Below are 24351 nucleotides of genomic sequence, written 5' to 3' on the forward strand. Positions count from 1 at the left end.
TCATGTCAGTTCAAACAGGAAAGGGATGCCCTCCATGAAGAAGATCGTGCTTCCGCTGATTCTCGCCGCCGGCCTTGGTCTCGGCGCGTGCAGCGACCGGACGCAGGAATCGATGGCGAACGACGTGGACAACGCGACCGCCGACGCCAATGCCACGATGCGCGAAGCCGGCGACGACGTCGAAGCGGCGACGGACGATGCGATGCGCTCGGCCGAGAACGCCACGGACGATGCCGGCCGGGCGCTCGACCGCACCGGCGACCGGATCGAAAACGGTGCCGATCGCGCCGCCGATGCGACCGGCCGCGCGCTCGACCGCGCTGCGGATGCGACCGGCAATGCAATGGTCCGCGCGGGGAATACGATCCGCGATTGATGACCCGACGCCTGCGCCTCGTCCTGGCCCTGCCGGCCGCCCTGACGATCGTCGGGTGCGGTTCGGACGCCGCCAACGACCCCGGCGGCCTGACGGCCAGCGAGGCGCAGGAGTTGAATGACGCAGCGGCGATGCTCGACGCCAATGCCGTCGACCTGAATGCCGTCGTCGAGACAGGAAATCGATCATGATCCCGCGCAAACTCGGCGCGACCGACCTCGAGATCGCGCCGCTGGTGCTCGGCGGAAACGTCTTCGGCTGGACCGCGGACGAGGCGACTAGTTTTGCCGTGCTCGACGCTTTCGTCGGTGCCGGCGGGACGATGATCGACACCGCCGACGTTTATTCGGCCTGGGTGCCGGGGCACCAGGGCGGCGAGTCGGAAAGCGTGATCGGCCGGTGGCTCGGGCAGTCGGGCAAGCGCGACAAGGTGTTGATCGCGACCAAGGTCGGCATGTTACCGGGCGAGGGCGGCGAGAAGCTGGCGCCGAGCCGTATCGCCGCGGCGGTCGAGGCGTCACTCGAACGCCTGCAAACCGACCGCATCGACCTCTATTACGCGCACCAGGATGACGAGGACGTGCCGCAGGCGGATGTGCTCGGCGCCTTCGGTCGGCTGGTCGACGCCGGCAAGGTCCGCGTCGTCGGCGCATCGAATTTCCACGCGATGCGGCTGAAATCGGCCAACGACATCGCGCGCGATCAGGGCCTGCCGCACTATCACGTGCTGCAACCCGAATATAATCTCGTCAGTCGGACCAAGTTCGAAGGCGAGCTGGAGAATTACTGCATCGCGCAGAACATCGCGGTGCTGCCCTATTATGGCCTCGCCTCGGGCTTCCTGACCGGCAAATATCGGACCGAAAGCGACCTCGGAAAGAGCGTCCGCGGCGGGCGGATGGGCGAATTGCTGGCCGGCAGGGGCGCCGATGTGCTCGCGGCGATGGACGCGGTGGCAGCGGAAACGGGCGCCAGCCTCGCCCAGATCGCGCTCGCCTGGCTGATGGCGCAGGAAGGCGTGACCGCACCGATCGCAAGCGCGACGAGCGTCGAGCAGCTACAGGAACTGGTCGGGGCGTGGGATCTGGAGTTGTCGAAGGACCAACTCGACAGGCTGACTGCGGCTGGGGCTTAGAAGGCGCATAGAAGAAGGAAGGCTGTTTGGGCGTCCCTGCGGGACGCAAGGCGCGAAGATGTCTCACTTGACGCCAGCGATCGGAAGACACCTCAAACCTTCGTTGTAAAAGCTGCTGCCCAGCCAAGTAGCGCAACCTCTTAGCGGCTTCGCGCCTTGCGCCCGCAGGGGCGCCGAACAATCTTTCTTCTTCCTAAGCGCCCCGGCCAGCCGACATTCAGCCTCAAGCGTTTAGCCGCCAGCCATGGCCCGCTACGCCCCTCCGACCAAGGACCGCATTCCCGCCGCGATCGCTGCCGTCGCGATTCCGGGTGCGCTGTTGTGGGCGCTCGTCATCGGCCTCGGCGTGCGGTTCGATCCGACGGCCAGCAATCCGCTAGACCTGTTCACGGTCCTTCCCGACAAACCCCCCGAGCCGACGCCGCCCAGACCGAAGACGGTCGAACCCAAACGCGCGCCCGACCTGCGCAAGGAAGCCGCCGCGTCGCCCCCGAACCTCCGCTCACGCGCGACCGATATCGTCGCGCCGCCGGTCGACGTGCCCGTGCCCCCGCCGCCGGTGGTCGTCGCGCCGACGCCCTCGGTCGGTGTCGAGGCGTCGACGGGCTCCGCGCAGATCGCCGGGCCGGGCACGGGTGCGGGCGGTGTCGGCGACGGGCTGGGCAGCGGGGACGGCGGTGACGGGGACGGCGGCGGTGGCGGCGGGCGGGACGAAACGCCACCGCGTTTCCGCAGCGGCCGGATCAGCGATGCCGACTTCCCCGACGCCCTGCGCGAGACGACGCGCGGGGGGCTGGTCGGTGTGCGCTACACGGTACGCACCGATGGTCGCGTGACGAATTGCCGCATCACCCGCTCCAGCGGCGAGCCATTGCTCGACCAGACGACCTGCCGCCTGATCGAACAGCGCTTCCGCTACCGCCCCTCGCTGGATGGAGCGGGGCGGCCGGTGCAGGCCGACATCGTCGAGAACCACGAGTGGGTGAACGAGATGACCGAGGAAGACCTGCGCGAACCGCCGCCACGGGTCGAGCGGCGGCGGCGGTGGTTTTGAGGTGAATTCATCCTCCCCTGCAAGGGGAGGTGGCAGGCCGAAGGCCTGACGGAGGGGTGTCCCGCTATCCGGAAAGGGTGACACCCGTCCGTCACGCTGGCGCGCGCCACCTCCCCCTACAGGGAAGGATGAACGGGCGTCAGTCTACCAATCCCCCGCCGCCGCCATCCACACGCTGACCGCCGCCGCCGCCGCGGTATCCGCCCGCAGGATGCGCGGCCCCAGCGACACGCCGACCGCGCCGGGCACCGCACGCACCGCCTCGCGCTCCTCGACCGTGAAGCCGCCCTCCGGCCCGATCAGGATCGCCGCCGGCCCCTTGCGCGCCTGCATCGCCGCAAACGCCGGTTCGCCACCGGTTTCGTCCGCGAAATAGAGCGTCCGCCCAGCATCCCACTCCCGGAGCACCGCGGACAGCTTGGCGAGGTCGGCGAGGTCCGGGACCGCCGTCCGCCCGCATTGCTCCGCCGCCTCGATCATGTGCGCGCGCAGCCGGTCGAGGTTGACCCGATCGACCACCGTCCGCCGCGTCTCCGCCAGAACCAGCCGCGCGACGCCCAGCTCGCACGCCTTTTCCGCCAGCCAGTCGATCCGCCCCTTCTTCAGCGGCGCCGCGACCAGCCACAGGTCGGGAACGGTCTCGGGTGCGCGCAACTGCTCGCGGACGACCAATGTCAGGTCGCGCTTCCCGACATGCTCGGCGACCGCCAGCCATTCGCCGCTGACGCCGTCGAACAGCTTCACCGGATCGCCGGCCTTCGTCCGCATGACGGTGCCGAGGTAATGGGCCTGCCCACCCTCGATCCGCACCGCCGTCCCTTCGGACAGCGGCGTTTCGACGAACAGACGCGGGGTCGATTGCGGCGGCCAGGCGGGAGTGGCGATCATGGCGACGTCAGATGCCGCGGACCCAGCGCGAAGTCGAGGGTTGGTGCTGGGGGCGAAGCGCGATAGCATCGCCGCATGCTAACGATCCTCGCTCTCGCCGCGGCATCGGCCGTGCAGGCTGCTCCGTCGGATCGCCCGACATGGGCGACGCTGACCTATGGCGAAGCACTGCGTAGGGGAGAGGAGATTGTCTATGGCTTCGGCAATTCAGCAGACCGGACGCCGCAGACGGTATGGGTGCGCCGGACGCGAACGGTGGACGGCGTGAAGACGACCGACTGGGCCGACGGGAAGCGTTGCCCCGGCGTCGGACGTGTGATTCAGGCGTTTGCCGACCTGCCGCCGGTAAAGCCGCGCCTCCCGTTCGACGGTAATGATGGCGAGATCATTCTAGACGGGATCTCCGTCACGCTCGACGTCGAATCGAGCTATGGGTCCGCTTACGGCACTCGACTGACGATCAGCACCAACGTCGGTACGCCACTCGCTGCGTTCGCCGCCAAGGTGCGCAGCGAACTCGCCTCCTGCTGGAGCACGACCCCGCCCGCCTGATCGTCACTTCCTGCCAGCGACCCGCGTCCACACCTGTTGCTTGCAGCCCAGTCGGCCGAACAGACAGCCTTCGCCGACCAAGGTATTCGCGCCCTGCAACGTGATCGTGCCCGAGAAGCTGCGGTCGAGGTCGGGGACATAGACTTCGCCCTCCCACACCCCGTCCGGACCTTGCTCGAAGTTGCGGAACAGCTGTGCGCCAACCAGCCGGCCGCCGCGTTCGGCGACATCCGCCTTGGCCTTTGCGTTCGCCCAGACGACCGTTCCGCACATCGCCCCGCGACCGCAGGGGGCGGTGCGGATGTGGACGCTGTTCGCCGCGTTCTTCCACACGCCCTGCCATTTGGGGGCGGGCGGCGCCGAGGCGGCGGGGGTGGCGATCAGGGCGGCGGCGAGGAGGGGGAGAAGGCGCATCGTAGAGGCTTTCCAAGATATCCGAACGCCGCTTCTACCCGGCGCGCTTGAACAAGACCTGTCCGCGCCGGGAGTTCCGCAAGGCAACCCGCGCGCAGCTGCTGACCGGCCGATAACGACCGTCCGCGGTCTGGCGCAACACCATGACATGGCGCAGATCTTCGGGCGGATCTTCGTCAAAGTCCCGATACAGGATACCGCAGCCGAACGCTGACGCCGTAGCCGGTTCATAGGCCATGATCGCCCGCTCAGGCGCGCGCCCTTTGAGGACGCGGTGGATGACGAACGGGCGGTCGAGTGACACCGTGCGTCCATCGTCCCCTGGTTGTGGCTTGCCGTCACGGCCGAAGCAGATGTCGCGATACGCGTCTGACTTGGGACCGGCCGTACCTTCCACGATCAGATCGGCCTCCTCGTAGACCCGTTCTCCGGCGACATCGGCCTCGGCCCGGGTGGCATGGCCGCTGCACGTGGACGCGTTTGCGACTAGCGTGGCGGCGGCGGTGATGGTGGCAAATGGACGCAGCATGGCGGTTTCTCCGACCGGCATGCTAACCCGCGCACGCAGCAACACGAACTATTTTCCTACATCACTGCAATCTGCCACAGGCTGCGGCTATGGTCTGTCACCTGTCCAGTCCCGTCCCGCAACCGCCGATCGACGAACGCGTCGCACGTCTCAACTTTCTCAACATTCGCGCATGACCTCGGCCCAGATCGTTCCCGATAGCGAGCATCGCGGGCTGGTCGGTCGCCTGCCGCCGCGCGTGCGGGCCTATGCGCTGCTCGCCCGGTTCGATCGGCCGATCGGCTGGTGGCTGTTGTTCTGGCCAGGCGCCTGGGCGGTGCTGCTGGCGGGGGGGCTGCAAACGCGGTGGCCGCTGATCCTCTGGTTCCTGATCGGCAGCATTGCGATGCGCGGGGCGGGGTGCGTCTATAATGACATCGTCGACCGCGATCTCGACCGGCAGGTCGCGCGCACCGCCAGCCGGCCGATCGCCAGCGGGGCGGTGTCGGTAAAGGCGGCGTGGATCTGGCTTGTCGGCCTGAGCTTGATCGGCCTCGTCGTCCTGCTTCAGTTGCATTTGCCTGCCGCCATAGTCGCGATTGGCAGCCTCGCGCTCGTCGCTGCTTATCCGTTCATGAAGCGGATCACATGGTGGCCGCAGGCGTGGCTGGGCATGGTGTTCAGCTGGGCGGCGCTGGTCGGCTGGGTCGAGGTGACGGGCGGGCTGAGCCTCGCCGGGGCGCTGCTCTACGCCGGGTCGATCGCCTGGGTGATCGGCTACGACACCATCTATGCGCTCCAGGATATCGAGGACGATGCGATGGTCGGCGTCCGGTCGTCGGCGCGGGCGATGGGCGCGCGGGTGCGGGGCGGGGTCGCGGGCTTCTATGCCGCTGCGATCGCGCTGTGGGGCGGGGCGGTGTGGCTGACGCGGCCCGATCCGCTGGCGCTCGTCGCGCTGGCGCCGGTCGCGCTGCACTTCGGCTGGCAGGTCGCCACGCTCGTGCCCGCTGACGGCGCGAACGCACTCGCCCGCTTCCGCGCGAACCGCAACGCCGGGTTGCTGATGGCGCTGGCCTGCGCCTGCGTCGGCACGGTGCTTTGACCTTGGCGGTGCGGCTCCCTACCTGCGAGCGATGCTGACCACGTCCCAAGCCACCGACGCCGCCCACCGCATCGTCGAACGCGCCCGTGCCGCCGGTGCCGATGCCGCCGATGCCCTCTTTGTCGCCGACGCGTCGACCGCCGTCCATGTCCGCGACGGCGCGCTGGAAGACGTCGGCCGCTCGGAAAGCGCCGAACTGGGTCTGCGCCTGTTCGTCGGCAAGCGATCGGCTAGCGTCTCGACCTCTGACCTGTCCGACGATGCGCTCGACACGCTGGTGGAACGCGCGGTCGCGATGGCGAAGCTGGCGCCGGAGGACCCCTGGGCGGGGCTGGCGCCGGCCGAACGGCTGCTCCACGGCACGCCGCCGGACCTCGACCTCGACGACGGCGGCGATCCCGCGCCCGACGTGCTGAAGACGCGCGCGCTGGCCGTCGAGGAGGGCGCGCGCGCCGCCGCCGCTGCCGGCAAGAGCGATGGCGCCAGCGCCTCGGCCAGCCGTGTCGTCATCGGTCTGGCGACCAGCCACGGCTTTGCCGGCGGCTACACGCTCAGCAGCTATGGCCAGTCGGCGACGATGCTCGCCGGGCCGGCGGGTGCGATGGAGCGCGACTATGCCAGCCACAGCGCTCGCCATCAGTCGCAACTCGAAGCCGCCGAGGCGACCGGTCGCCTTGCCGGCGAGCGTGCGACGGCGCGGGTCGGATCGGGGCGGATCGCGGGCGGCGCGATGCCGGTGGTGTTCGACCGGCGGCTGTCGGGCGGGCTGCTCGGCTCGCTGCTCGGCGCCATCGCCGGGCCTGCGATCGCGCGCCGGACCAGCTTCCTGCTCGATGCGATGGGTACGCGGATCTTTCCCGCCGGCATCACCGTCGTCGACGATCCGCATCGCCCGCGGGGCTTGCGCTCTCGGCCGTTCGACGGGGAGGGATTGCCCGTTTCGCCGACGGAGATCGTCACCGACGGCATGTTGGAGACCTGGCTGCTCGACAGCGCTTCGGCCCGCCAGCTGGGGCTGGAGCCGACCGGTCACGCCACCCGCGGTGTCGGCTCCGGGCCGGGCGTCGGTTCGACCAACCTCTATATGGCGGCCGGCCATATCCCCCGCGACACGCTGATCGGCGAGATCGATCGCGGCGTGCTGGTGATCGAAACGATTGGCCATGGCATCAACGGCGTGACCGGCGACTATTCGATGGGCGCGGCGGGCTTCCTGATCGAGAACGGGGAAATCACCCGGCCAGTCAGCGAATTCACCATCGCCGGCAATCTGAAGGCGATGTTCGCCGCGATCACGCCGGCCAACGACCTGGAATTCCGCGGCAGCGTCAACGCGCCGACGCTGCGGATCGACGGGATGACGGTCGCCAGTGCCTGACCGCGACGCGTCCGACCTGCTGCCCGCCATCGCTGCCTCCGCGCAGGAGGCGGGTGCCCTCGCCATGCGGCGATGGGACGAAGGCTTCGAGACCTGGGACAAGGCGCCCGGTCACCCGGTCTGCGCGGTCGACCTGGAGGTCGATGCGTTGCTGAAGGCCCGGCTCGCGGCGATCGACCCGGATGCCGCCTGGCTGTCGGAGGAGACGGTCGACGATCCGGTGCGACTGGGGAAACGGCGGCTGTGGGTGGTCGACCCGATCGACGGGACGCGCGACTATATCCGCCGCCGGATCGGTTGGTGCGTGTCGGTTGCGCTGGTCGAGGACGGGCGGCCGGTGGCGGCGGTGCTGGCGGCCCCGGCGCGCGACGAACTCTGGTCCGCGGCGCTCGGGGGCGGGGCGGTGCGCAACGGCGTCGCACTGACGGTGTCCGCGCGTACCGAACTTGCCGGCAGCCGTGCCCCCACCGACAGCCTGCCGCGCGAGGACCGCGATCTGCTAGCGGTCGCCAAGCCCAACTCGATCGCGCTGCGCATGGCGATGGTCGCGGCGGGCGAGGCCGACCTGCTCGCGACGCTGCGCTGGGGCAACGAATGGGACATCGCCGCCGCCGTCCTGATCGCGCAGGAAGCCGGGGCGACGGTGACCGACGCGTTCGGCGGGCGGCTGGATTTCAATACCGTAGGCGCAAAGGCGTTCGGCGTGCTGGCGACGGCGCCGGGTATCCATGCCGCCGCTGTCGAGCGGCTGGCGGAGCGGGCAGCGAGGGCGGCTGGGTAAAGGCCGTCAGGGTGCCGGGGTCGGATCCTGTACGACATATCGGACGGGCACCTTCGGCAAGTAGAGCTTGGGCGGCGCCTCCCCGGCGGTAACCAGCACCTGATCGACCGGAATCGCATCCTCCGCTTCCGACGCGACATAGGCCTGGACCAGACGCGTGCCTTTGGTCGGTAGGTACTCCACCGGAATGGCGGTCGGCGTGCGGTTCATGATCGCCAGCCAATCGGGGCGCCCGTCGACGACCTTCAGCGGCGGATGGGCGACCTGCAGATCGAGCAGGCCGCGATAATTGCCGACGACCAGGGGCTCGTCGCCATCGAACAGCGTGACGGATCGGGCGCCGATCTTCGGACGGATCAGGGCGTAGAGGCCGGCGCTTCCGGTCCGCTCATCGAGGGTGGTCTGGTCGATCGTCAGCGGATCGATGCCGGTCATCGCCTTCAGCCGCGTCGCCATCCAGCGGGTCGGCTCGCCCTCGTCGCTGGGGACAGGCTGTTCGGTGGCATGGCTGAAGCCGACGAAGATCAGCGCCTTGGACTTGGGGTTGGCGGCCAGCATCTTCGCGATGAGATCCGCCTGCGCGGCTTCGCGCCGGGCGATCCGGGCGGGCCAGCCGCCTTCGGTGCCGTGATCGGTTTCCTCATGCGCGAACGGGCGGTAGCCTAGCGCCAACGCCTGGCGGATGAAGTCGGCAAACACCGGGTCGCGGGTGTAGTAGCCGGTCGTTCGCCGCGGGTATCCGTCCTTCGCCAGCTTCGTCATCATCGCAGCGGCCTTGGTCGGGTCGGCATCGTTGTTGAACGTTTCGACGCTCAGCAAGTCATAGCCGAGCGGACGCAGCGCGCGTGCGACCTCGAGACCGAAAGCGCGGCTGCGCGGGCTGCCGTGACTCTCGTTGAGGACGACGATGCGCGTCGTTCGGGCGCGCTCGACGATCGTGGCGATGGCGTCGCGCGGTGTCGCCGTCGCAATCTGCTTCACGCCAGGGGCGTACGGATCAATCGGTTTAGGCCCGCCGAGGCGTTCGCCCGGAATGCCCGTCAGAACTCCCTGCAACTCTGCCCATCGACTATACATCGCATCTCGCGGATTGCCGTCGGCATCAAAAGCCCGCGATCTCAGCAATTGGTCGGCATCCAGCAGCCTACCGTCGAGCTGCGCCCTCCCGACCTCTTTCATGACCTTGAAATCGGCCTCGTCCATGTCCTGCGCCACGCTGGGCGCGGCGAGGGCGACGCACGCGAGAACCGTCAAAACCTTGCGCATCACGTCACGCCCCCTCCGTATCGATACACCGAATATCAACGGGGCAAGGGCGGGTGGTCAAGAGATACTGATGTGGATCAGGAGTGTTGCGCAATTGCTTTGATATAAAGTCGGATATTATCCTTCCAGCCCATCTTCACGGTAGCGGATCTGCAAATACCGTTCCCGTGTCGACAGCCGATCGAGATCGCCTTGCGCGAGGCTCGCCGACATCTCGCCGATTTCTTGCTCGATCAGCTTGAGGCCATCCGTCAGCTGCTCGTCCGGCGTCCGCCCGTTCCGCGGAACGCGGCGGAGCGGCTCGGGGACCGCGGTGTAGCCTTTGACCAGTTCGGGCAGTTGTTCGCCGATCAGCTTGCGAAGTTCGACCGCCACCGGCGCGCCGTCGTCGAGCGCGGTCAACTGGGGGCCGAGCGTGTCGAGCCGGACGCCGATCGCGTCGACCAGCGTCTGAGCGGGCGCAGGGAGGGCCGGGCGCTGGCGGTCGAGCCAGGCTTCGGTTTGCAGCGGCAGTGTCCGCAGCGGGGTCGACGGCAGCGTCTCGGCGCGGACTTCGGGTTCTGCCGGGGCGAAGGCGAGCAACACGGTCGCCGCGATCAGCAGCGCCATCACCGCCAGCGCGCCGAACATGCCGAGTGGAATGAAGAAACCGACGACGACCGCCGCGATCAGGATCACCGCGTCCACGATCGCGATGCGCGCGATCCGCTTGCCGACCTCGTTCTGCCGCGCCTTGCGCGACCGAGCCGATGCGCCCCGCGAATTGGCGCGCGTGCGGTCGAGCATTTCGTTCGACCGGGCGATGACGTCGTCGACCTCGCTCATGGGATCAGAGCGATTCCAGCTTGAACTGATCGGTCGCCGGTCCCGACACGCGGGCCTGCGCCTGGCCCTCGGCACGGGCAATATAGCCCTTCGACTTCTCGACCTCCTGTCCCAGCGTGTTGACCGTCGTCTTCATGCTGTCGAGCGCCTTCAGCTTGAACACGTCGATCGCGTCCATCGTGTCGTAGATATTCTGGAATGCGCGTTGCAGCGTCTCGATCGGGATGGTCGAGGCGGCGGCCTGTTCGTGGATCTGCGCGGTCTGCGACTTCAGCAGCTTGCCCGTCGAATCGATGATGTTCGCGGTCGTCGTGTTGAGCGCGGTGATCTGCTCGAGCACGAGGCGCTGGTTGGTCAGCGCCTGCGCGACCGTCACCGCCGTGCGCAGCGCCGCGACCGTGGTGGTGCTGGCGCGGTCGACGCCCTTCACCAGCTCGACATTGTTCTTCTTGACCAGGTCGAGCGCCAGATAGCCCTGCACGGTGACCGCCATCTGCGTCAGCAGGTCCTGGGTGCGCTGGCGGGTGTAGAACAGTGCGGTTTCGCGGATCGCCTTGGCCTTGGCGGGATCGCTGTGGTCGAGTTCGTTGGCCTTGTCCTCCAGCGCCTGGTCCATCGTCTTGGACAGATGGATCATCTGCTCCAGGCGACCCATCGCGTTCCACAGGTTCTGCCGCTCCACGTCGATCGCGGCATTGTCCATGAGGAGCTCGTCCTTGCCGCTGGCCAGGCTCTTCAGGATCGTCGAGATGTGCGTCTGCGACGATTTATAGCCGTCGAAATAGTCGCGCATCTTGTTGCCGAACGGGATGATCCCGAACAGCTTCTTCGACGTCATCAGATTGCCCTGCTTGCCGGGATCGAGGTCCTCGATCGTCCGGCGCAGCGCGGCCAGATCGGCACCGACGCCGCTGTCCTTGTCCATCGCCTTGACCGGGCGATCGAGGAAGCGGTTCGACTGGCCGGCGGCCTCGCGGATTTCCTTGGCGCCCATCGCGGTGATGGCATCGACCCGCTTGCCGAACTCAGGCGAGTTGACGTCCTGCGCGACGAGATCGGTGACGAAGGTGTCGACGCGCTCCTCCAGCTTGGACCGGGTGCCGGCATCGACGGGCACCAGTCCCGCGGCCTTTTCGGCCTGAACCGTCGGCACCGGATCGGGCGGGGTGAGCGTCAGCGTGGGTTCGGCAGTCGTGGTCTCGGTGGTGGCCATCATCGCCTCTTGGAAATTTCGAACGGTTCGACAGCGTTGTGGAGACGAACGCGCGCCGCTTCAACCGTGTTGCATGTATAATGCACCCGGTGCGATGACAAGGATGGGGCCGTGCGCTATATTCCACGGCGAGGAAGGTGCCTGATGAACGCTGTCGCCAAGATCACCAAGACCGAGCGTGGGGAGTCGATCGAGATGATCGGCGGGTTCGGCTTCGACACCAGCGAGGTACGGGTTGTCAGGGTGGGCGATCAGGTGTTTCTGGAAGCCGTCGATGCCATCGACGAGGACACGGGCCTGCCGATGCAGAAACTGCGAGAGTTGATCCAGGAAGGGCTCGATAGCGGGCCGGCGGAGTCGTGGGATCGCGACGAACTTCGTCGCTTCATTCGAACAGGCGAGCGTTGAGGTTCGACTGGGCGCCCGCAGCAACGCGGGACGCGCGCGAAACATGGCTGTACATCGCTGCGGACAATCCGGTCGCCGCCGACGCCTGGCTCGACCGGATCCTCGATGCGTGGGCCGGTCTTGTCGAGCGGCCCGGTATCGGCACGCCGCAAGACAAGCTGTTCCCGGGCCTGCGCAGCCGCACGATCGGCAAGTACCGGATGTTCTACGCGACGGTGGACGGACGGGTCGAATTGTTGCGAATCATTCACGGCGCGCGCGACCTAAGTGACGTGTCCTTCGACTGACCCTTCCCGCAACGCAGCATTTGCGCTAAGGGGCGCCCCGCGAACGCCTGCGACTAACCGCGGCGCATCCCGGGATTTTCGATGAACCTCCGCAATATCGCCATCATCGCGCACGTCGATCATGGCAAGACCACGCTGGTCGACCAGCTGTTCCGCCAGTCGGGTACCTTCCGCGACAACCAGCGCGTGGAAGAGCGCGCGATGGATTCGAACGATCTCGAAAAGGAGCGCGGGATCACGATTCTCGCCAAGCCGACCTCGATCGAGTGGAACGGCACGCGGATCAACATCGTCGACACCCCGGGCCACGCCGACTTCGGCGGCGAGGTGGAGCGCATCCTGTCGATGGTCGACGGCGTCGTCCTGCTGGTCGATTCGTCGGAAGGCGCGATGCCGCAGACGAAGTTCGTGACCGGCAAGGCGCTGGCGCTGGGTCTGAAGCCGATCGTCGTCGTCAACAAGGTCGACCGCCCGGACGAGCGCATCCAGGAAGTGCTGGACGAAGTGTTCGACTTGTTCGTGACGCTGGAAGCGACCGACGAACAGCTCGATTTCCCGGTCCTCTACGCTTCGGGCCGCAACGGTTACGCCAGTGACGATCCCGCGCGCCGCGAAGGCACGCTGGAGCCGTTGTTCCAGAAGATCGTCGACCATGTCCCGCCGCCGAACCTCGACCAGGACGCGCCGTTCAGCTTCCTCGTGACGCTGCTCGACCGCGACAACTTCCTGGGCCGCGTGCTCACGGGCCGCGTCCAGTCGGGCGTGGTGAAGGTCAACCAGCCGATCCACGCGCTCGACATGGATGGCAAGGTCATCGAAACCGGCCGCGCGTCGAAGCTGATGAGCTTCCGCGGGCTGGAGCGCGTGCCGGTCGAGGAAGCGCGCGCCGGCGACATCATTTCGCTCGCGGGCCTGAGCGTCGCGACCGTGTCGAACACGATCTGCGACACCTCGGTCACTGAAGCGATCCAGGCGCAGCCGATCGATCCGCCCACGCTGTCGATGCGCTTCGCTGTGAACGATTCGCCGATGGCGGGGCGTGAGGGCACCAAGGTGACCAGCCGCATGATCCGCGACCGCCTGATGCGCGAAGCGGAAACCAACGTCGCCATCAAGGTGACCGAGGCGGCCGACAAGGACAGCTTCGAAGTCGCCGGCCGCGGCGAGCTTCAGCTGGGCGTGCTGATCGAGACGATGCGTCGCGAAGGCTTCGAGCTGGGCATCAGCCGTCCGCGTGTGCTGTTCCGCGAAGAGAACGGCCAGAAGATGGAGCCGTACGAAACGGTCGTCATCGACGTGGACGAAGAGCACTCGGGCACGGTCGTCGACAAGATGAACCAGCGCAAGGGCGAGATGGTCGACATGCGTCCGTCGGGTGGCGGCAAGACCCGCATCACCTTCTCGGCACCGTCGCGTGGCCTGATCGGCTATCACGGCGAATTCCTGTCCGACACGCGCGGTACCGGCATCATGAACCGGCTGTTCGAGAAGTATGGCCCGCACAAGGGCCAGATCGAAGGGCGCAAGAACGGCGTGCTGATTTCCAACGGCAATGGCGAGGCGCAATCCTACGCGCTCGGTCCGCTCGAGGATCGCGGCATCCTGTTCGTCGGCCATGGCGAGGCGCTCTACGAGGGCATGATCATCGGCGAAAACGCCAAGACGGAAGACCTTGAGGTCAATCCGATGAAGGCGAAGCAGCTGACCAACTTCCGCGCGTCGGGCGGCAAGGACGACGCCGTCCGCCTGACCCCGCCGAAGAAGATGACGCTCGAACAGGCGATCGCGTACATCGACGACGACGAGATGGTCGAAGTGACGCCGACGAAGATTCGTCTGCGCAAGCGCCACCTGGACCCGAACGAGCGCAAGCGCGCCAGCCGCGCGAAGGCCGCCTAAAGCGAGGCCGCAGCGAAGGCTGCGGCCAGCGCCCACTCAGGCGGCCCGGCCGGCCTCGCTCAAGCGAGGTTCGACGACGCGGCTTTGCCGCGGCGGGCTCACGGCTTCGCCGCGGCGCTGATCCCAAAACCCGTTCGCCCTGAGCCTGTCGAAGGGCCGTTCTTCCCTCCGCGAGCAAACCGCCCGCGGCCCGGAGAGCGGTGCTTCGACAGGCGCAGGACGAACGGGGAGGGTGCGAATCCCCTCCAAACCTACGCTGGACAGCATCCCACGGCTGCCCCACCATCGCGTCCGATGACGCGACGCCCACCATGCCCGGCGCACTAGCGATCCTGCTCCAGGCGGGCTCGACCCTGGTCCTAGACGCTTCGGTCGGCCAGCGACCGTGCCAATCGACACCGGACGAGGTCATCGTCTGTGCGCGGTCCGACCGGCCGACTACCCGGTTGTCGATGACCATCGCCGGCCACATCGGGACCGTCTTGGTCGAGCCGAGCGGTCCACGCTATCTGATGTGCAACCCGGACTTCATCGCGCGCTCCGGGATCACGGGCGACAGCCCGGTCCTGATCGCTAGCGTGGGTTCGGTCGACGTGGTGGGCGGACGCGCAACATTGCCCGTCACGATCCTTGGCCAGAGTTCTGAGCTGGGCGTGCGCTGGAGCAGCTATCGCACCGTCGAGGGGGCAGACTGCATCGTCGGTCCCCGCAGCCTCGGCTATCGCAGTGTGATCTTCCAGCTCGGTCGGGACAGGCCGGATGCGCTCGACACCGTGTTCCCCTTCGACCGCTACGACCGCACCAATATGGTCTATGCCACGCTGCCGGTCGGCGGAGCGAAGATCGCGATGCGGATCGAGCTGGCCTATCCCGAATCGGTCGTCACCGCTCCGGCGGCGCGGGTCATTGCCCCGGTGCTTGGCGGCAGCATGGTCGGGCCGCCGCGGTCGGAGATGATCATCAACGGTGTCGCGAGACCGGTCCGGACATTGGCGTTGCGCATGCCGCTCGCGATCGGCCCGGTCAGGCTGGCGTCGCTGTCCGCCCGCATCGTCGATTACGGACAGGCTCAGAACCTGAAGACGCTGACGTCCGACGATGGTGAAGCCGACGCTGTCGTCGTCAAGGCAAAAACCGATCCGCCCGCCGCGCAACGGCTGCTCCGCGTCGGCCGCGACGCGCTGGCGAACTGCGTGTCGATCACCGTCGACCTGCGCGCGCGCAAGCTGACGTTGCGCTGCTGACGCGTTACCGCCCGGTCGGCGCCACCCGCCAGATCGTGTTCGCCAGATCGTCGGCGATGTAGAGCGCACGTCGCTGGGGATCGAAGGCCACCCCGACCGGCCGGCCGCGCGCCTTGCCGTCGGCAGTGATGAAGCCGGTCACGAAATCCTGCGGCGGTCCGGCCGGGCGTCCGCCGGCAAAGGGTATCCAGGCGACCTTGTACCCGTCCAGATCCTGGCGATTCCAGCTGCCGTGTTCGCCGACGAAGGCGCCGTTCACGAAATTGCCGCCGAACCCGCCGTTGCGGGCGAAGGAGAGGCCCAGTGCGGCGACGTGACTGCCGAGCGCATAGTCGGGCCGCACCGCCTTTGCGACCATGTCGGGGCGCTGCGGATGGACGCGCGGGTCGGCGTTCTGTCCCCAATAGCTGTAGGGCCAGCCGTAGAAGGCGCCCGGGCGGATGCGGGTCAGATAGTCGGGGACGAGGCGCGGGCCGAGTTCGTCGCGTTCGTTGACCACCGACCATAGCGCGCCGGTGTCGGGTTCGATGGCGAGCGCAGTCGGGTTGCGGATGCCGGTGACAAGCGTGCGGCGCGCGCCGGTCGCGGCGTCGATTTCCCAGATCACCGCGCGTTCTTCCTCGACCTCCATGCCCCGTTCGCCGACGTTGCTGTTGGAGCCGATGCCGACGTACAGCCGCCGGCCATCGGGGCTGACCGTCAGCGACTTGGTCCAGTGGTGGTTGACCTCCGACGGCAGCTTGGTGATCCGCTCGCCGCGCGTCAGTCGCGTCGCGCCGGTCTGGTAGGGAAAGCGCAGCAGGTCGCCCTGATTGGCGACGTAGAGATAGTTGTTTGCGAAGGCGAGGCCGTAGGGCGCGTCGAGATCGGAGACGAACACCGTCCGGGCGTCCGGCCGCCCGTCGCCGTTGGTGTCGCGCAACAGGGTTATGCGGTCGCCACCTTTCACGCTGGTTGTCCCCAGGCTCTTGATATAGCCCGCGATCACATCCTTTGGCCGCAGCTTGGGCGCGTGGCCGCCCCTGCCTTCCGCGATCAGCAGGTCGCCGTTGGGCAGCACGAGCATCTGGCGTGGGACGGCAAGGTCGGTGGCGATCGCGGTCGCGGTGAAGCCCGCCGGCACGGTCGGGGTCGCATCGCCCCAGCCGATCGGCTTGGCGATCTTCATCGGGGGAACAAGCGTCTGGTCCTGTGCGGGCAGCTGCGGGTCGGCACCGGTCTGATTCAGGTCCCGCGGCTGTCCGCCACAGGCGGCGAGCGCGAAGGGCAGGGCGAGAAGGGCGAAGCGAGGGGTCATCGGACCATCTCCCGATCGACGGTGGCGGAATAGCCGATCCAGGCGGCGGCGAGGTTAAGGCCCGTCGACAGCAGTGACAGGATCAGACCGGCAACCCCGACCGAGGCCCAGGCGTCGCGACTATGCTGGAAGGCGTTGACCAGCCCCAGCACCCAGGCGACCGCGAGGAACGCAAAATAGAAGCGCGCCGGCCCGCGATTGCGGCGTCGGACCAGCAGCAGCAGCGACCAGAGCAGCACCGGCCCGCCGAAGACGAGCGCGAAGACGATCATCCACGCCGCGAAGTTCGACCACTGCATTTCGGCCGAGTTCAGATAGGCGATGTCGGCCGCCAGCGCGCCGGTGAACAGCGCAACGGGGAAGGCGAGCAGGATTGCGTGAAGCGGGTGGAGCAACCCCGGGCGGGTCGTGGCGAACATCGTCATGGTCTCCGTGCCGTCCGATGCGGGACGGTTCGGAGAAGGCAATGTGCGGCGGCGGGATTGGTTGCGTTTGGGCGCCGGGCGCTGGACCTCACCCCGTTCGTGCTGAGCCTGTCGAAGCACCGTTCTTCGACACGCCAGAGCGTCGGTCGCGGCACGAAGTACGGTGCTTCGACAGGCTCAGCACGAACGGAGGTGGTGGTACGGTTCTACTCCACAACGCGGTGCAACGCGCAGACCTTGTTGCCGGCGGGGTCGCGCAGATAGGCGAGGTAGAGCTTGCCGAAGCCGGCGTCGCGCATGCCAGGGGCATCCTCGATCGCGGTACCGCCGTTGGCAACGCCGGCTGCCTGCCAGGCATCGACCTGCTCGGCGGAGGCCGCAGCGAAGCCGATCGTGCCGCCGTTGGCGTGGCAGGCGGGCTGGCCGTCGATCGGCTTGGTCAGCAGCAGGCGCCCACCATCGTTCATGTAGATCACGCGGCCCTTCGGATCGACGCGGCCGGGCGCGATGCCGAGCGTCCCGAGGGTGGCGTCGTAGAAGGCCTTAGACTCGTCGAGGTCGTTCATGCCGAGCATGACGTGGGTGAACATTGGTCCCTCCTAAGATAACGTTCGTCATTCCCGCGAAGGCGGGAATCCAGGGCCAAGCAACCGACGGGCGGGGATAAGCGAGCCTGGATTCCCGCTTTCGCGGGGATGACGGATTAATGTTGGGCGCCGTTCAGTACACCACGACGCTGCGAATGCTCTCGCCCGCGTGCATCAGGTCGAAGCCCTTGTTGATCTCCTCGAGGCTCAGCACATGGGTGATCATTGGGTCGATTGCGATCTTGCCGTTCATGTACCAGTCGACGATCTTCGGCACATCGGTGCGGCCCTTCGCGCCACCGAATGCGGTGCCACGCCAGTTGCGGCCGGTGACGAGCTGGAACGGGCGGGTGGCGATTTCCTTGCCGGCCTCCGCCACGCCGATGACGATGCTGGTGCCCCAGCCGCGATGGCAGCATTCGAGCGCGGTGCGCATCACTTCCGTATTGCCGGTGCAGTCGAAGGTGTAGTCGGCGCCGCCATCGGTCAGTGCCGCGACGGCGGCGATCACGTCCTCGCGGCTCTTGCCCCGCGCGTCAATGAAGTCAGTCATGCCGAACTGGCGGCCCCAGCTTTCGCGATCCGGGTTCAAGTCGACACCGACGATCCGCCCCGCGCCGACCATCCGCGCGCCCTGAATGACGTTCAGGCCGATGCCGCCGAGACCGAAGACGACGACATTGTCGCCCGCCTGCACCTTGGCGGTGTTGGTCACCGCGCCGACGCCCGTCGTCACGCCGCAGCCGATGTAGCAGCTCGTCTGGAACGGCGCGTCCTCGCGGATCTTGGCGACCGCGATTTCGGGCAGGACGGTAAAGTTCGAGAAGGTCGAGCAGCCCATGTAATGGAAGATCGGCTGGCCCTTATAGCTGAAGCGCGTGGTGCCGTCGGGCATCAGCCCCTTGCCCTGTGTCGCTCGGATCGCGGTGCACAGGTTGGTCTTGCCGCTGAGGCACGACTTACACTGGCGGCATTCGGGGGTGTAGAGCGGGATGACATGGTCGCCGGGAACGACGCTGGTCACGCCCACGCCGACTTCGCGGACGATGCCAGCCCCTTCATGGCCGAGGACGCTCGGGAAGATGCCTTCCGAATCGAGGCCGTCGAGCGTGTAGGCGTCGGTGTGACAGATGCCGGTCGCCATGATCTCGACCAGCACTTCGCCGGGCTTCGGGCCTTCCAGATCGAGTTCAACGATTTCGAGCGGCTTCTTCGCTTCGAAGGCGACGGCGGCGCGGGTCTTCATCAGGGATGCTCCAAGTTCCGTTCGGGCTGAGCTTGTCGAAGCCCTGCCTTTCTTCGCTTCCGCATAGCCTGTGGCACGAAGAAGGACAGCCCTTCGACAAGCTCAGGGCGAACGGAGTAGGGGGTAGCTTATGGCCAATTCGATCACCTACCGCAGCTACCTGCGCCTGCCCGAACTGCTCGACCTGCAATCGCCGCTGAGCGACGCGCATGACGAACTGCTGTTCATCGCGATCCACCAGTCGAGCGAGATCTGGCTGAAGCTGTGCCTGCACGAACTGCGCGCTGCCCGCGACGCGTTGATCGCCGACGATCTGAACCCGGCGTTCAAGATGATGAGCCGCGTCGTGCGTATCCAGGCGCAGCTGATCCAGTCGTGGGAGGTGCTCGCGACGATGACGCCGGCGGATTACACGGCGATGCGCGGCAAGCTCGGCACGTCGAGCGGCTTCCAGTCGGACCAGTATCGATCGATCGAGTTCCTGCTGGGCAACAAGAAGCCCGAGATGGTCGACGTCCATGCCGGCGAGCCCGAGGTTGCCGCCGCGCTGGCCGAGGAACTGGCGCGGCCGAGCCTGTATGACGAAGCGCTGCGCCTGCTCGCCCGGCGCGGCTTCGACGTGCCGGCCGATCGTCTGGAGCGGGACTGGACTCAACCCTATGTCGCGTCGCCCGCGGTCGAGGCGGCATGGGCGGCGGTCTATGCCGATGCGACGACGCATTGGGACATGTACGAGCTGGCGGAGAAGCTGGTCGACCTGGAATATCACGTCCAGCTGTGGCGGTTCGGGCATCTGAAGACGGTCGAGCGGGTGATCGGGTTCAAGACCGGCACCGGCGGGACCGCGGGGGTCGCGTACCTCGCCAAGGTGCTGGAGCAGGGGTTCTTTCCCGAGCTGTTGAGCGTGCGGACGGCGTTGTGATTTCCTGCGGTGCTCCCGCGCAGGCGGGAGCCCAGAGCCGCATGCGATAACCTCCGTAACCCTGGGCTCCCGCCTGCGCGGGAGCACCGACTAGCCCGCAAACACATTCCACAACAGCGTGACGTTCAGCGCGATCACCACCGCGCAGATCGCCCACGCCGCATATTTCAGCCAGCCACGGTTCGCGTGCGGCCCCATCCGCGCCGGATCACCCGTGAACTGCACCAGCGGCACCATCGCGAAGGGCAGTTGCAGGCTCAGCACGACCTGGCTCAGCACCAGCAGCCGCGCGGTGCCGCTCTCGCCGTAGAGCCCTGCGACGATCGCCGCCGGCACGATTGCCAGCAGGCGCGTCACCATCCGTCGGAGCCACATCGGCAAGCGGATATTGAGGAACCCCTCCATCACGATCTGACCGGCGAGCGTCCCGGTCACGGTCGAATTCTGTCCCGATGCCAGCAGCGCCACCGCGAACAATGTGCTCGCGACGCCGACGCCGAGCATCGGCGAGAGCAGCTGGTACGCGTCCTGGATCTCCGCGACATCGGTGCGGCCGGCCGAATGGAACGTCGCCGCCGCCAGGATCAGGATCGAAGCGTTGATGAACAGCGCCAGGAACAGCGCGACCGAGGAATCGATCGTCGCCATCTTCAACGCCTCGCGCTTGCCCGCGGGCGAGCGATCGAAGGCGCGGGTCTGCACGATCGACGAGTGGAGATACAAATTGTGCGGCATGACGGTCGCGCCGAGGATGCCGATCGCGACATAGAGCATCGCCGGATTGGTGATGATCTCCGCGCGGGGGATCAGGCCGTCGAGGATGCCCGCGATCGACGGCTGCGCGAAGGCGAGCTGCACGGCGAAGCAGCCGGCGATGATCGCCAGCAGCGCGATGACGAACGCCTCCAGCTTGCGGAAGCCGAAGCGCTGGAGCCCGAGGATGAGTAGCACGTCGACCGCGGTGATGACGATGCCCAGCACCAAAGGCAGGCCAAACAGCAGGTTGAGCGCGATCGCGGTACCGATGACTTCGGCCAGGTCGCAGGCGACGATCGCAAGCTCGCAGAGCGCCCACAGGGTCAGGTTCACGGGCCGCGAATAGCTGGCACGGCAGGCCTGGGCGAGGTCGAGCCCGCCGACGATGCCGAGCTTCGCCGACAGCGCCTGGAGCACCATCGCCATGATGTTGCTGAGCAGGATGACCGACAGCAGCGTGTAGCCGAACGCCGACCCGCCGGCGATGTCGGTCGCCCAGTTGCCGGGGTCCATGTAACCGACCGCGACCAGATAGCCCGGCCCCATGAACGCGCCCAGCCGCCGCCAGAACGGAAGGCCCAGCGCGTGCGTCGGCACGCTCCGATGAACTTCGGACAGGCTTGGCGTGTGTGTCTCAGGCGTGTCGGTGGCCAGTGGCGGTGGCGCCATCCGGTCGGTCTCCCCCCAATTTTCCCAAATGATAGGGGCGGCTTGCTCGATGAGCAAACCGCCCCGTTCATTTTCAGTCGCTTAAACGACGGATCAGGCGTTGGCGGCGCTGGCCCGCAGGTTGCCGTTGACGCCGTTCGGGAAGAAGCCGCCGCGGTCGACCGAACGTGAGTTCAGATAGACGACGTTCAGCACCTGTTGCGGCGTGCGGGTGAAGGTGATGCCGCTGGTGTCGGTGGGCACGATGTTCGACTTGATCGAGGCGCCCGAGCCTGACGAACTGATCCCCTGGTCGAGATCGGTCGACCCGTCCAGGCTGTCGCGCGCATCGGAGATCCGGTCCGCGCTGGTGATCAGCGACGCGGTGGTCAGGCCCTTGCGGTAGAGGACCGTGCGGATCAGGCCCGCATGATAGGACTCCGCCGCATGGATGCCGGCCGCGGCCTCAACCACCGAGGCGGTCGTCAGGAAGCGGATGCCGCCCTTGTAGGCGGTCGGGCCGACGTCTTCGAACAGATAGGCGGCGAGCAGGAAATTCTCGTCGCTGAAATAAGGGTCGAAGGTCGATGTGGTCCCGGTGATCAGCCCGGCCGCCCGCGCCGCACTGGAGAAGGCGCCCGATGCGCTGCTGCCGATATCGATCGACGGCATCGCGATGCGTGCGCTGGCCCCGAGAGCCGTGCGCAGGAAGGTGACGTGGGCGATTTCGTCCCGTGCGATCTCGCGCGCATAGGCCGCCACCAGCGGATCGGTGAAGGTCACGCGCTGGCCGCCGGTGACGGTGCCTTGCGTACCCGTGCCGGTCAGCAGATTGGCATCGAGGCCCACACCGAAGGCGGCGAAGCTGTAGAATTGCGCCTCAAGATATTCGAGGTTCAGCGCGAAGTTCAGCACATCGGCTTCGCTGGGGGCGGATGTGCTGGGCGTCGGCGTCGGGGTCGACTGGCCGGGCGTCGTTTCCTCCTTGCAGGCGGCGAGCAGGCTGCTGCCGGCACCGATCGCGGCGATGCCGCCGGCGGCGCGCAGGAAGCTGCGACGTTCCTCGCGCCGCTTTTCGCAGGCGGCGAGCAGGACGGATGCGTGGTTCTGTTCCATGATCTGGTCCTCCCTCAGTTCGCCGCGCTGGCGCGGATGTTGCCGTTGACACCTGCCGGGAAGAACCCGCCGAGCGTCACCGAAGCGCGGTTGAGATAGACGACGTTCAGCACCTGTTGCGGCGTGCGGCTGAAGGTGATGCCGTTCGTGTCGGTCGGTACGATGTTGCTGTTGCTAACGCCGGTCGCATCGGCGATCGGGCGGACGCCCTGGTCGATGTCGGACGCTCCATCCAGGCTGTCTCGTGCGTTCGAGATTGCCTCGGTCGCGTCGATCAGCGACGTCGCGGTCACGCCCCGGGCGTAGAGCGTCGTGCGCACGATGGCGGCATGATACGCCTCCGCCGCCAGGATGCCGGCAGCGGCCTCGAGGAAGGTCTTGTTGTTGATGAGCGCGCTCGATGCCCCCTTGTAGGCGGTGACGCCGACGTCTTCGAAGATGAAGGCGCCCAGCAGGAAGCTGTTGTCATCGGCATAAGGGTTGAAAGTCGCATTGGCACCGATCAGGCCCGCTGCGCGGGCGGCGACCGAAAAGGCGCTGCTCGATGTCGCCGAAATGTCGATGGACGGCTGCGCCACCGCCGAGCTGGTCAGCGCGCCGCGCAGGAATTCGACGTGCGCGCGTTCGTCATCGGCAATTTCGCGGGCATAGGCCCGGATCGCGGCGTCCTGGAACGGCACGGCGCCTGCGTTGGTCGCGATGACCGCGCCTGGGGTGCCGGTACCTCCAAGGATCGAGCTAGGCAGGCCCTGACCATAGGATGCGTAGTAATAGAATTGCGCTTCGAGATATTCGAGGTTCAGCGCGAAGTTCAAAACGTCGGGCTCGCTCGGCGCGGTCTGCGCCTGGAGTGCGGTGAAGCCACCGCCGACCGCGACCGCAGCGCCGCCGGCGAACATCGCCGCGCCGCCGACCGTCTTGAAGAAATCACGCCGCTCCTCACGGCGCTTCGCCCGCGCTTCCAGCGCGTCGATAACGTTCATTTGTTCGGCCATGAGGGGCTCCTCCCTGTCGGATATCTCTGTTCGATATCCGGGGGGGAACGGCCCGAAGACGCCGTTCGACCCAAAGTAAAATAAATCTGTCCGATGGCGGACAAAGTGCATCCAAAAGACGTTTTGCGACGAATGTTAGTCTGGGATTGCGAGGTTCTTGTGCGCGCGGACGTGTTGAATTTGGAAACTCAGTCGCAGACGTCGCGGCACAACGGTCTTTTAGGATCGTTAGCAAGCGAAGATTTCGCTAGACTGCGGCCGCATCTGCGGCGGGTCGAGTTGAGCGCGGGTCAATGCGTGTCGTCCTTGTCGAACGGCCATGCGGTTTCCTGCTTCCCGACTTCGCTGGTCGCCTCCGTCGCCGAAGCGCTGGACGACGGTACACGGTTCGAGATCGGACTGATCGGGTCGGAGGGTCTGCTGGGCTGGCCGTCGGTGCTCAGCTTCGCACCGGAGCCGCAGACCGCGATCGTCCAGTTGGGCGGCGGCAGCGCGCTCGCGATTCCGACGGAGGCGCTGATCGATGCCTGTAGTGCCAGCGAGACGCTCCACATCGCGATGCTCCGCTTCGCCCACGCCTTTTCGGTGCAGATGAGCCTGACCATCGTCGCCAACCTGCGCGACGGGATCGAGCAGCGGCTGGCGCGCTGGCTGTTGATGCTGCACGACCGGATCGACGGCGACGCGATGGCGATCACCCATGGCGAGCTTGCCGGTGCCCTCCACGTCCGCCGCGCGAGCATCACCGATGCGCTGCACGTGCTGGAGGGGGAGCGGATGCTGCGCTGTACCCGCGGACAGATTACGGTCCGCGACCGCGCCGCGCTGACCGAAATCGCCGGCGCCTGCTACGGCCCGGCGGAGACGCGCTACCGGATGCTGATCGGCGACTTCGGCAAGAGCTGAGAGGTTAGGGTCCGGACCCTAAACGACCCTTCCCCTTCCGTTCGTGCTGAGCGAAGTCGAAGCACAGCAGGGCCATGCCCTTCGACTTCGCTCAGGGCGAACGGATCGGGTCAAAGTCGC

At 67.0% G+C, this 24351-nt stretch carries 27 protein-coding genes; 14 read left to right on the plus strand and 13 right to left on the minus strand.

The window, feature by feature from the left end; all coding sequences use genetic code 11:
• The first annotated feature begins 34 nt into the window (after positions 1-34).
• The 4 genes from ACFSC3_RS11405 (at position 35) to ACFSC3_RS11420 (ending at position 2565) form a co-directional block, all read left to right on the plus strand.
• Positions 35-376 carry a hypothetical protein gene (locus tag ACFSC3_RS11405; protein ID WP_380940549.1) on the plus strand — a complete coding sequence of 114 codons (342 nt, stop codon included), beginning with the start codon at positions 35-37 and terminating at the stop codon, positions 374-376.
• On the plus strand, positions 376-567 hold the full coding sequence (locus ACFSC3_RS11410) for a hypothetical protein (RefSeq protein WP_380940550.1): 192 nt from the start codon (positions 376-378) through the stop codon (positions 565-567). Before ACFSC3_RS11405 ends, ACFSC3_RS11410 begins: the two co-directional genes overlap by 1 nt.
• Positions 564-1511 carry an aldo/keto reductase gene (locus ACFSC3_RS11415; protein ID WP_380940552.1) on the plus strand — a complete coding sequence of 316 codons (948 nt, stop codon included), beginning with the start codon at positions 564-566 and terminating at the stop codon, positions 1509-1511. The genes ACFSC3_RS11410 and ACFSC3_RS11415 overlap by 4 nt, the downstream gene beginning before the upstream one ends.
• A 244-nt stretch (positions 1512-1755) precedes the next feature.
• A complete protein-coding gene (locus ACFSC3_RS11420) occupies positions 1756-2565 on the plus strand; it encodes an energy transducer TonB (RefSeq protein ID WP_380940554.1) in 810 nt (269 codons plus the stop codon).
• Between the two features lie 144 nt (positions 2566-2709).
• Here ACFSC3_RS11420 and ACFSC3_RS11425 read toward each other — a convergent pair whose 3' ends face one another.
• Complete coding sequence (locus ACFSC3_RS11425) at positions 2710-3453, minus strand: 16S rRNA (uracil(1498)-N(3))-methyltransferase (protein ID WP_380940555.1); 744 nt, start codon at positions 3451-3453, stop codon at positions 2710-2712.
• Positions 3454-3528: 75 nt separating this feature from the next.
• On the opposite strand from ACFSC3_RS11425, the gene ACFSC3_RS11430 reads away from it, so the two are divergent.
• Positions 3529-4005 (plus strand): hypothetical protein, encoded by a 477-nt coding sequence (locus tag ACFSC3_RS11430; RefSeq protein WP_380940556.1) that lies wholly within the window; start codon positions 3529-3531, stop codon positions 4003-4005.
• Between the two features lie 3 nt (positions 4006-4008).
• Here the strand turns inward: ACFSC3_RS11430 and ACFSC3_RS11435 are convergent, their stop codons facing one another.
• A complete protein-coding gene (locus ACFSC3_RS11435; RefSeq protein ID WP_380940558.1) occupies positions 4009-4419 on the minus strand; it encodes a DUF2147 domain-containing protein in 411 nt (136 codons plus the stop codon).
• Between the two features lie 34 nt (positions 4420-4453).
• Positions 4454-4993 (minus strand): hypothetical protein, encoded by a 540-nt coding sequence (locus ACFSC3_RS11440; protein ID WP_380940559.1) that lies wholly within the window; start codon positions 4991-4993, stop codon positions 4454-4456.
• A 127-nt stretch (positions 4994-5120) separates the two neighbouring features.
• Between ACFSC3_RS11440 and ubiA the strand changes: the two genes are divergently transcribed.
• From ubiA to ACFSC3_RS11455, 3 genes are read left to right on the plus strand one after another with little or no spacing between them, the layout of a single operon-like run.
• Positions 5121-6032, plus strand: a complete 912-nt coding sequence (gene ubiA, locus ACFSC3_RS11445; RefSeq protein WP_380940560.1) for a 4-hydroxybenzoate octaprenyltransferase — start codon at positions 5121-5123, stop codon at positions 6030-6032.
• Positions 6033-6063: 31 nt separating this feature from the next.
• Positions 6064-7410 (plus strand): TldD/PmbA family protein, encoded by a 1347-nt coding sequence (locus ACFSC3_RS11450; RefSeq protein ID WP_380940562.1) that lies wholly within the window; start codon positions 6064-6066, stop codon positions 7408-7410.
• Positions 7403-8191, plus strand: coding sequence for a 3'(2'),5'-bisphosphate nucleotidase CysQ (locus tag ACFSC3_RS11455; protein WP_380940564.1), 789 nt, complete (start codon positions 7403-7405; stop codon positions 8189-8191). Before ACFSC3_RS11450 ends, ACFSC3_RS11455 begins: the two co-directional genes overlap by 8 nt.
• Before the next feature lie 6 nt (positions 8192-8197).
• On the opposite strand, the gene ACFSC3_RS11460 is transcribed toward ACFSC3_RS11455, so the two are convergent.
• The 3 genes from ACFSC3_RS11460 to ACFSC3_RS11470 all read right to left on the minus strand — a co-directional run bounded on the left by ACFSC3_RS11460 (position 8198) and on the right by ACFSC3_RS11470 (position 11495).
• Entirely contained in the window at positions 8198-9457 is a 1260-nt protein-coding gene (locus tag ACFSC3_RS11460; protein WP_380940565.1) for a hypothetical protein, read from the minus strand.
• A gap of 117 nt (positions 9458-9574) precedes the next feature.
• Complete coding sequence (locus tag ACFSC3_RS11465; RefSeq protein ID WP_380940567.1) at positions 9575-10282, minus strand: hypothetical protein; 708 nt, start codon at positions 10280-10282, stop codon at positions 9575-9577.
• A gap of 4 nt (positions 10283-10286) precedes the next feature.
• Positions 10287-11495, minus strand: a complete 1209-nt coding sequence (locus ACFSC3_RS11470) for a toxic anion resistance protein (RefSeq protein ID WP_380940917.1) — start codon at positions 11493-11495, stop codon at positions 10287-10289.
• A 144-nt stretch (positions 11496-11639) separates the two neighbouring features.
• On the opposite strand from ACFSC3_RS11470, the gene ACFSC3_RS11475 reads away from it, so the two are divergent.
• The 4 genes from ACFSC3_RS11475 (at position 11640) to ACFSC3_RS11490 (ending at position 15333) form a co-directional block, all read left to right on the plus strand.
• Complete coding sequence (locus ACFSC3_RS11475; RefSeq protein ID WP_380940568.1) at positions 11640-11903, plus strand: hypothetical protein; 264 nt, start codon at positions 11640-11642, stop codon at positions 11901-11903.
• Positions 11900-12190: a type II toxin-antitoxin system RelE/ParE family toxin gene (locus tag ACFSC3_RS11480; RefSeq protein WP_380940570.1), complete on the plus strand. Its 291-nt coding sequence runs from the start codon at positions 11900-11902 to the stop codon at positions 12188-12190. The genes ACFSC3_RS11475 and ACFSC3_RS11480 overlap by 4 nt, the downstream gene beginning before the upstream one ends.
• Before the next feature lie 81 nt (positions 12191-12271).
• Positions 12272-14089: a translational GTPase TypA gene (typA, locus tag ACFSC3_RS11485; RefSeq protein ID WP_380940571.1), complete on the plus strand. Its 1818-nt coding sequence runs from the start codon at positions 12272-12274 to the stop codon at positions 14087-14089.
• A 311-nt stretch (positions 14090-14400) separates the two neighbouring features.
• Entirely contained in the window at positions 14401-15333 is a 933-nt protein-coding gene (locus ACFSC3_RS11490) for a hypothetical protein (protein ID WP_380940572.1), read from the plus strand.
• Between the two features lie 4 nt (positions 15334-15337).
• Here the strand turns inward: ACFSC3_RS11490 and ACFSC3_RS11495 are convergent, their stop codons facing one another.
• The 4 genes from ACFSC3_RS11495 to ACFSC3_RS11510 form a co-directional block, all read right to left on the minus strand.
• Positions 15338-16630, minus strand: coding sequence for a PQQ-dependent sugar dehydrogenase (locus tag ACFSC3_RS11495; RefSeq protein ID WP_380940573.1), 1293 nt, complete (start codon positions 16628-16630; stop codon positions 15338-15340).
• Positions 16627-17055 carry a DUF2231 domain-containing protein gene (locus ACFSC3_RS11500; protein ID WP_380940575.1) on the minus strand — a complete coding sequence of 143 codons (429 nt, stop codon included), beginning with the start codon at positions 17053-17055 and terminating at the stop codon, positions 16627-16629. Before ACFSC3_RS11500 ends, ACFSC3_RS11495 begins: the two co-directional genes overlap by 4 nt.
• A 206-nt stretch (positions 17056-17261) precedes the next feature.
• A complete protein-coding gene (locus ACFSC3_RS11505) occupies positions 17262-17645 on the minus strand; it encodes a VOC family protein (RefSeq protein ID WP_380940577.1) in 384 nt (127 codons plus the stop codon).
• Positions 17646-17775: 130 nt separating this feature from the next.
• Positions 17776-18888, minus strand: coding sequence for an S-(hydroxymethyl)glutathione dehydrogenase/class III alcohol dehydrogenase (locus tag ACFSC3_RS11510; protein WP_380940578.1), 1113 nt, complete (start codon positions 18886-18888; stop codon positions 17776-17778).
• A 130-nt stretch (positions 18889-19018) separates the two neighbouring features.
• Between ACFSC3_RS11510 and ACFSC3_RS11515 the strand changes: the two genes are divergently transcribed.
• Positions 19019-19810: a tryptophan 2,3-dioxygenase gene (locus ACFSC3_RS11515; RefSeq protein ID WP_380940580.1), complete on the plus strand. Its 792-nt coding sequence runs from the start codon at positions 19019-19021 to the stop codon at positions 19808-19810.
• Between the two features lie 90 nt (positions 19811-19900).
• On the opposite strand, the gene ACFSC3_RS11520 is transcribed toward ACFSC3_RS11515, so the two are convergent.
• The 3 genes from ACFSC3_RS11520 to ACFSC3_RS11530 all read right to left on the minus strand — a co-directional run bounded on the left by ACFSC3_RS11520 (position 19901) and on the right by ACFSC3_RS11530 (position 23325).
• The gene (locus ACFSC3_RS11520; protein WP_380940582.1) at positions 19901-21235 is read right to left on the minus strand and encodes an Nramp family divalent metal transporter; all 1335 of its coding nucleotides are present in this window, start codon (positions 21233-21235) and stop codon (positions 19901-19903) included.
• Between the two features lie 93 nt (positions 21236-21328).
• Positions 21329-22330: a ferritin-like domain-containing protein gene (locus ACFSC3_RS11525; RefSeq protein WP_380940583.1), complete on the minus strand. Its 1002-nt coding sequence runs from the start codon at positions 22328-22330 to the stop codon at positions 21329-21331.
• A 14-nt stretch (positions 22331-22344) separates the two neighbouring features.
• Positions 22345-23325 carry a ferritin-like domain-containing protein gene (locus ACFSC3_RS11530; protein WP_380940584.1) on the minus strand — a complete coding sequence of 327 codons (981 nt, stop codon included), beginning with the start codon at positions 23323-23325 and terminating at the stop codon, positions 22345-22347.
• A gap of 297 nt (positions 23326-23622) precedes the next feature.
• Between ACFSC3_RS11530 and ACFSC3_RS11535 the strand changes: the two genes are divergently transcribed.
• On the plus strand, positions 23623-24231 hold the full coding sequence (locus tag ACFSC3_RS11535) for a Crp/Fnr family transcriptional regulator (RefSeq protein ID WP_380940585.1): 609 nt from the start codon (positions 23623-23625) through the stop codon (positions 24229-24231).
• Positions 24232-24351 lie beyond the last annotated feature (120 nt).

The organism is Sphingomonas floccifaciens (genome assembly GCF_042681125.1).
Classification (GTDB): Bacteria; Pseudomonadota; Alphaproteobacteria; order Sphingomonadales; family Sphingomonadaceae; genus Sphingomonas; species Sphingomonas floccifaciens.

Bases quoted from the DNA above. Each gene is read 5' to 3' on its own strand.
- ACFSC3_RS11415 (WP_380940552.1), top strand. From the start codon at position 564: ATGATCCCGCGCAAACTCGGCGCGACCGACCTCGAGATCGCGCCGCTG.
- ACFSC3_RS11505 (WP_380940577.1), bottom strand. From the start codon at position 17,645: ATGTTCACCCACGTCATGCTCGGCATGAACGACCTCGACGAGTCTAAG.
- ubiA (WP_380940560.1), top strand. From the start codon at position 5,121: ATGACCTCGGCCCAGATCGTTCCCGATAGCGAGCATCGCGGGCTGGTC.
- ACFSC3_RS11495 (WP_380940573.1), bottom strand. From the start codon at position 16,630: ATGACCCCTCGCTTCGCCCTTCTCGCCCTGCCCTTCGCGCTCGCCGCC.
- ACFSC3_RS11510 (WP_380940578.1), bottom strand. From the start codon at position 18,888: ATGAAGACCCGCGCCGCCGTCGCCTTCGAAGCGAAGAAGCCGCTCGAA.
- ACFSC3_RS11460 (WP_380940565.1), bottom strand. From the start codon at position 9,457: ATGCGCAAGGTTTTGACGGTTCTCGCGTGCGTCGCCCTCGCCGCGCCC.
- ACFSC3_RS11470 (WP_380940917.1), bottom strand. From the start codon at position 11,495: ATGGCCACCACCGAGACCACGACTGCCGAACCCACGCTGACGCTCACC.
- ACFSC3_RS11515 (WP_380940580.1), top strand. From the start codon at position 19,019: ATGGCCAATTCGATCACCTACCGCAGCTACCTGCGCCTGCCCGAACTG.
- ACFSC3_RS11405 (WP_380940549.1), top strand. From the start codon at position 35: ATGAAGAAGATCGTGCTTCCGCTGATTCTCGCCGCCGGCCTTGGTCTC.
- ACFSC3_RS11475 (WP_380940568.1), top strand. From the start codon at position 11,640: ATGAACGCTGTCGCCAAGATCACCAAGACCGAGCGTGGGGAGTCGATC.
- ACFSC3_RS11525 (WP_380940583.1), bottom strand. From the start codon at position 22,330: ATGGAACAGAACCACGCATCCGTCCTGCTCGCCGCCTGCGAAAAGCGG.
- ACFSC3_RS11420 (WP_380940554.1), top strand. From the start codon at position 1,756: ATGGCCCGCTACGCCCCTCCGACCAAGGACCGCATTCCCGCCGCGATC.
- ACFSC3_RS11465 (WP_380940567.1), bottom strand. From the start codon at position 10,282: ATGAGCGAGGTCGACGACGTCATCGCCCGGTCGAACGAAATGCTCGAC.
- ACFSC3_RS11410 (WP_380940550.1), top strand. From the start codon at position 376: ATGACCCGACGCCTGCGCCTCGTCCTGGCCCTGCCGGCCGCCCTGACG.
- typA (WP_380940571.1), top strand. From the start codon at position 12,272: ATGAACCTCCGCAATATCGCCATCATCGCGCACGTCGATCATGGCAAG.
- ACFSC3_RS11430 (WP_380940556.1), top strand. From the start codon at position 3,529: ATGCTAACGATCCTCGCTCTCGCCGCGGCATCGGCCGTGCAGGCTGCT.
- ACFSC3_RS11520 (WP_380940582.1), bottom strand. From the start codon at position 21,235: ATGGCGCCACCGCCACTGGCCACCGACACGCCTGAGACACACACGCCA.
- ACFSC3_RS11530 (WP_380940584.1), bottom strand. From the start codon at position 23,325: ATGGCCGAACAAATGAACGTTATCGACGCGCTGGAAGCGCGGGCGAAG.
- ACFSC3_RS11435 (WP_380940558.1), bottom strand. From the start codon at position 4,419: ATGCGCCTTCTCCCCCTCCTCGCCGCCGCCCTGATCGCCACCCCCGCC.
- ACFSC3_RS11500 (WP_380940575.1), bottom strand. From the start codon at position 17,055: ATGACGATGTTCGCCACGACCCGCCCGGGGTTGCTCCACCCGCTTCAC.
- ACFSC3_RS11450 (WP_380940562.1), top strand. From the start codon at position 6,064: ATGCTGACCACGTCCCAAGCCACCGACGCCGCCCACCGCATCGTCGAA.
- ACFSC3_RS11425 (WP_380940555.1), bottom strand. From the start codon at position 3,453: ATGATCGCCACTCCCGCCTGGCCGCCGCAATCGACCCCGCGTCTGTTC.
- ACFSC3_RS11490 (WP_380940572.1), top strand. From the start codon at position 14,401: ATGCCCGGCGCACTAGCGATCCTGCTCCAGGCGGGCTCGACCCTGGTC.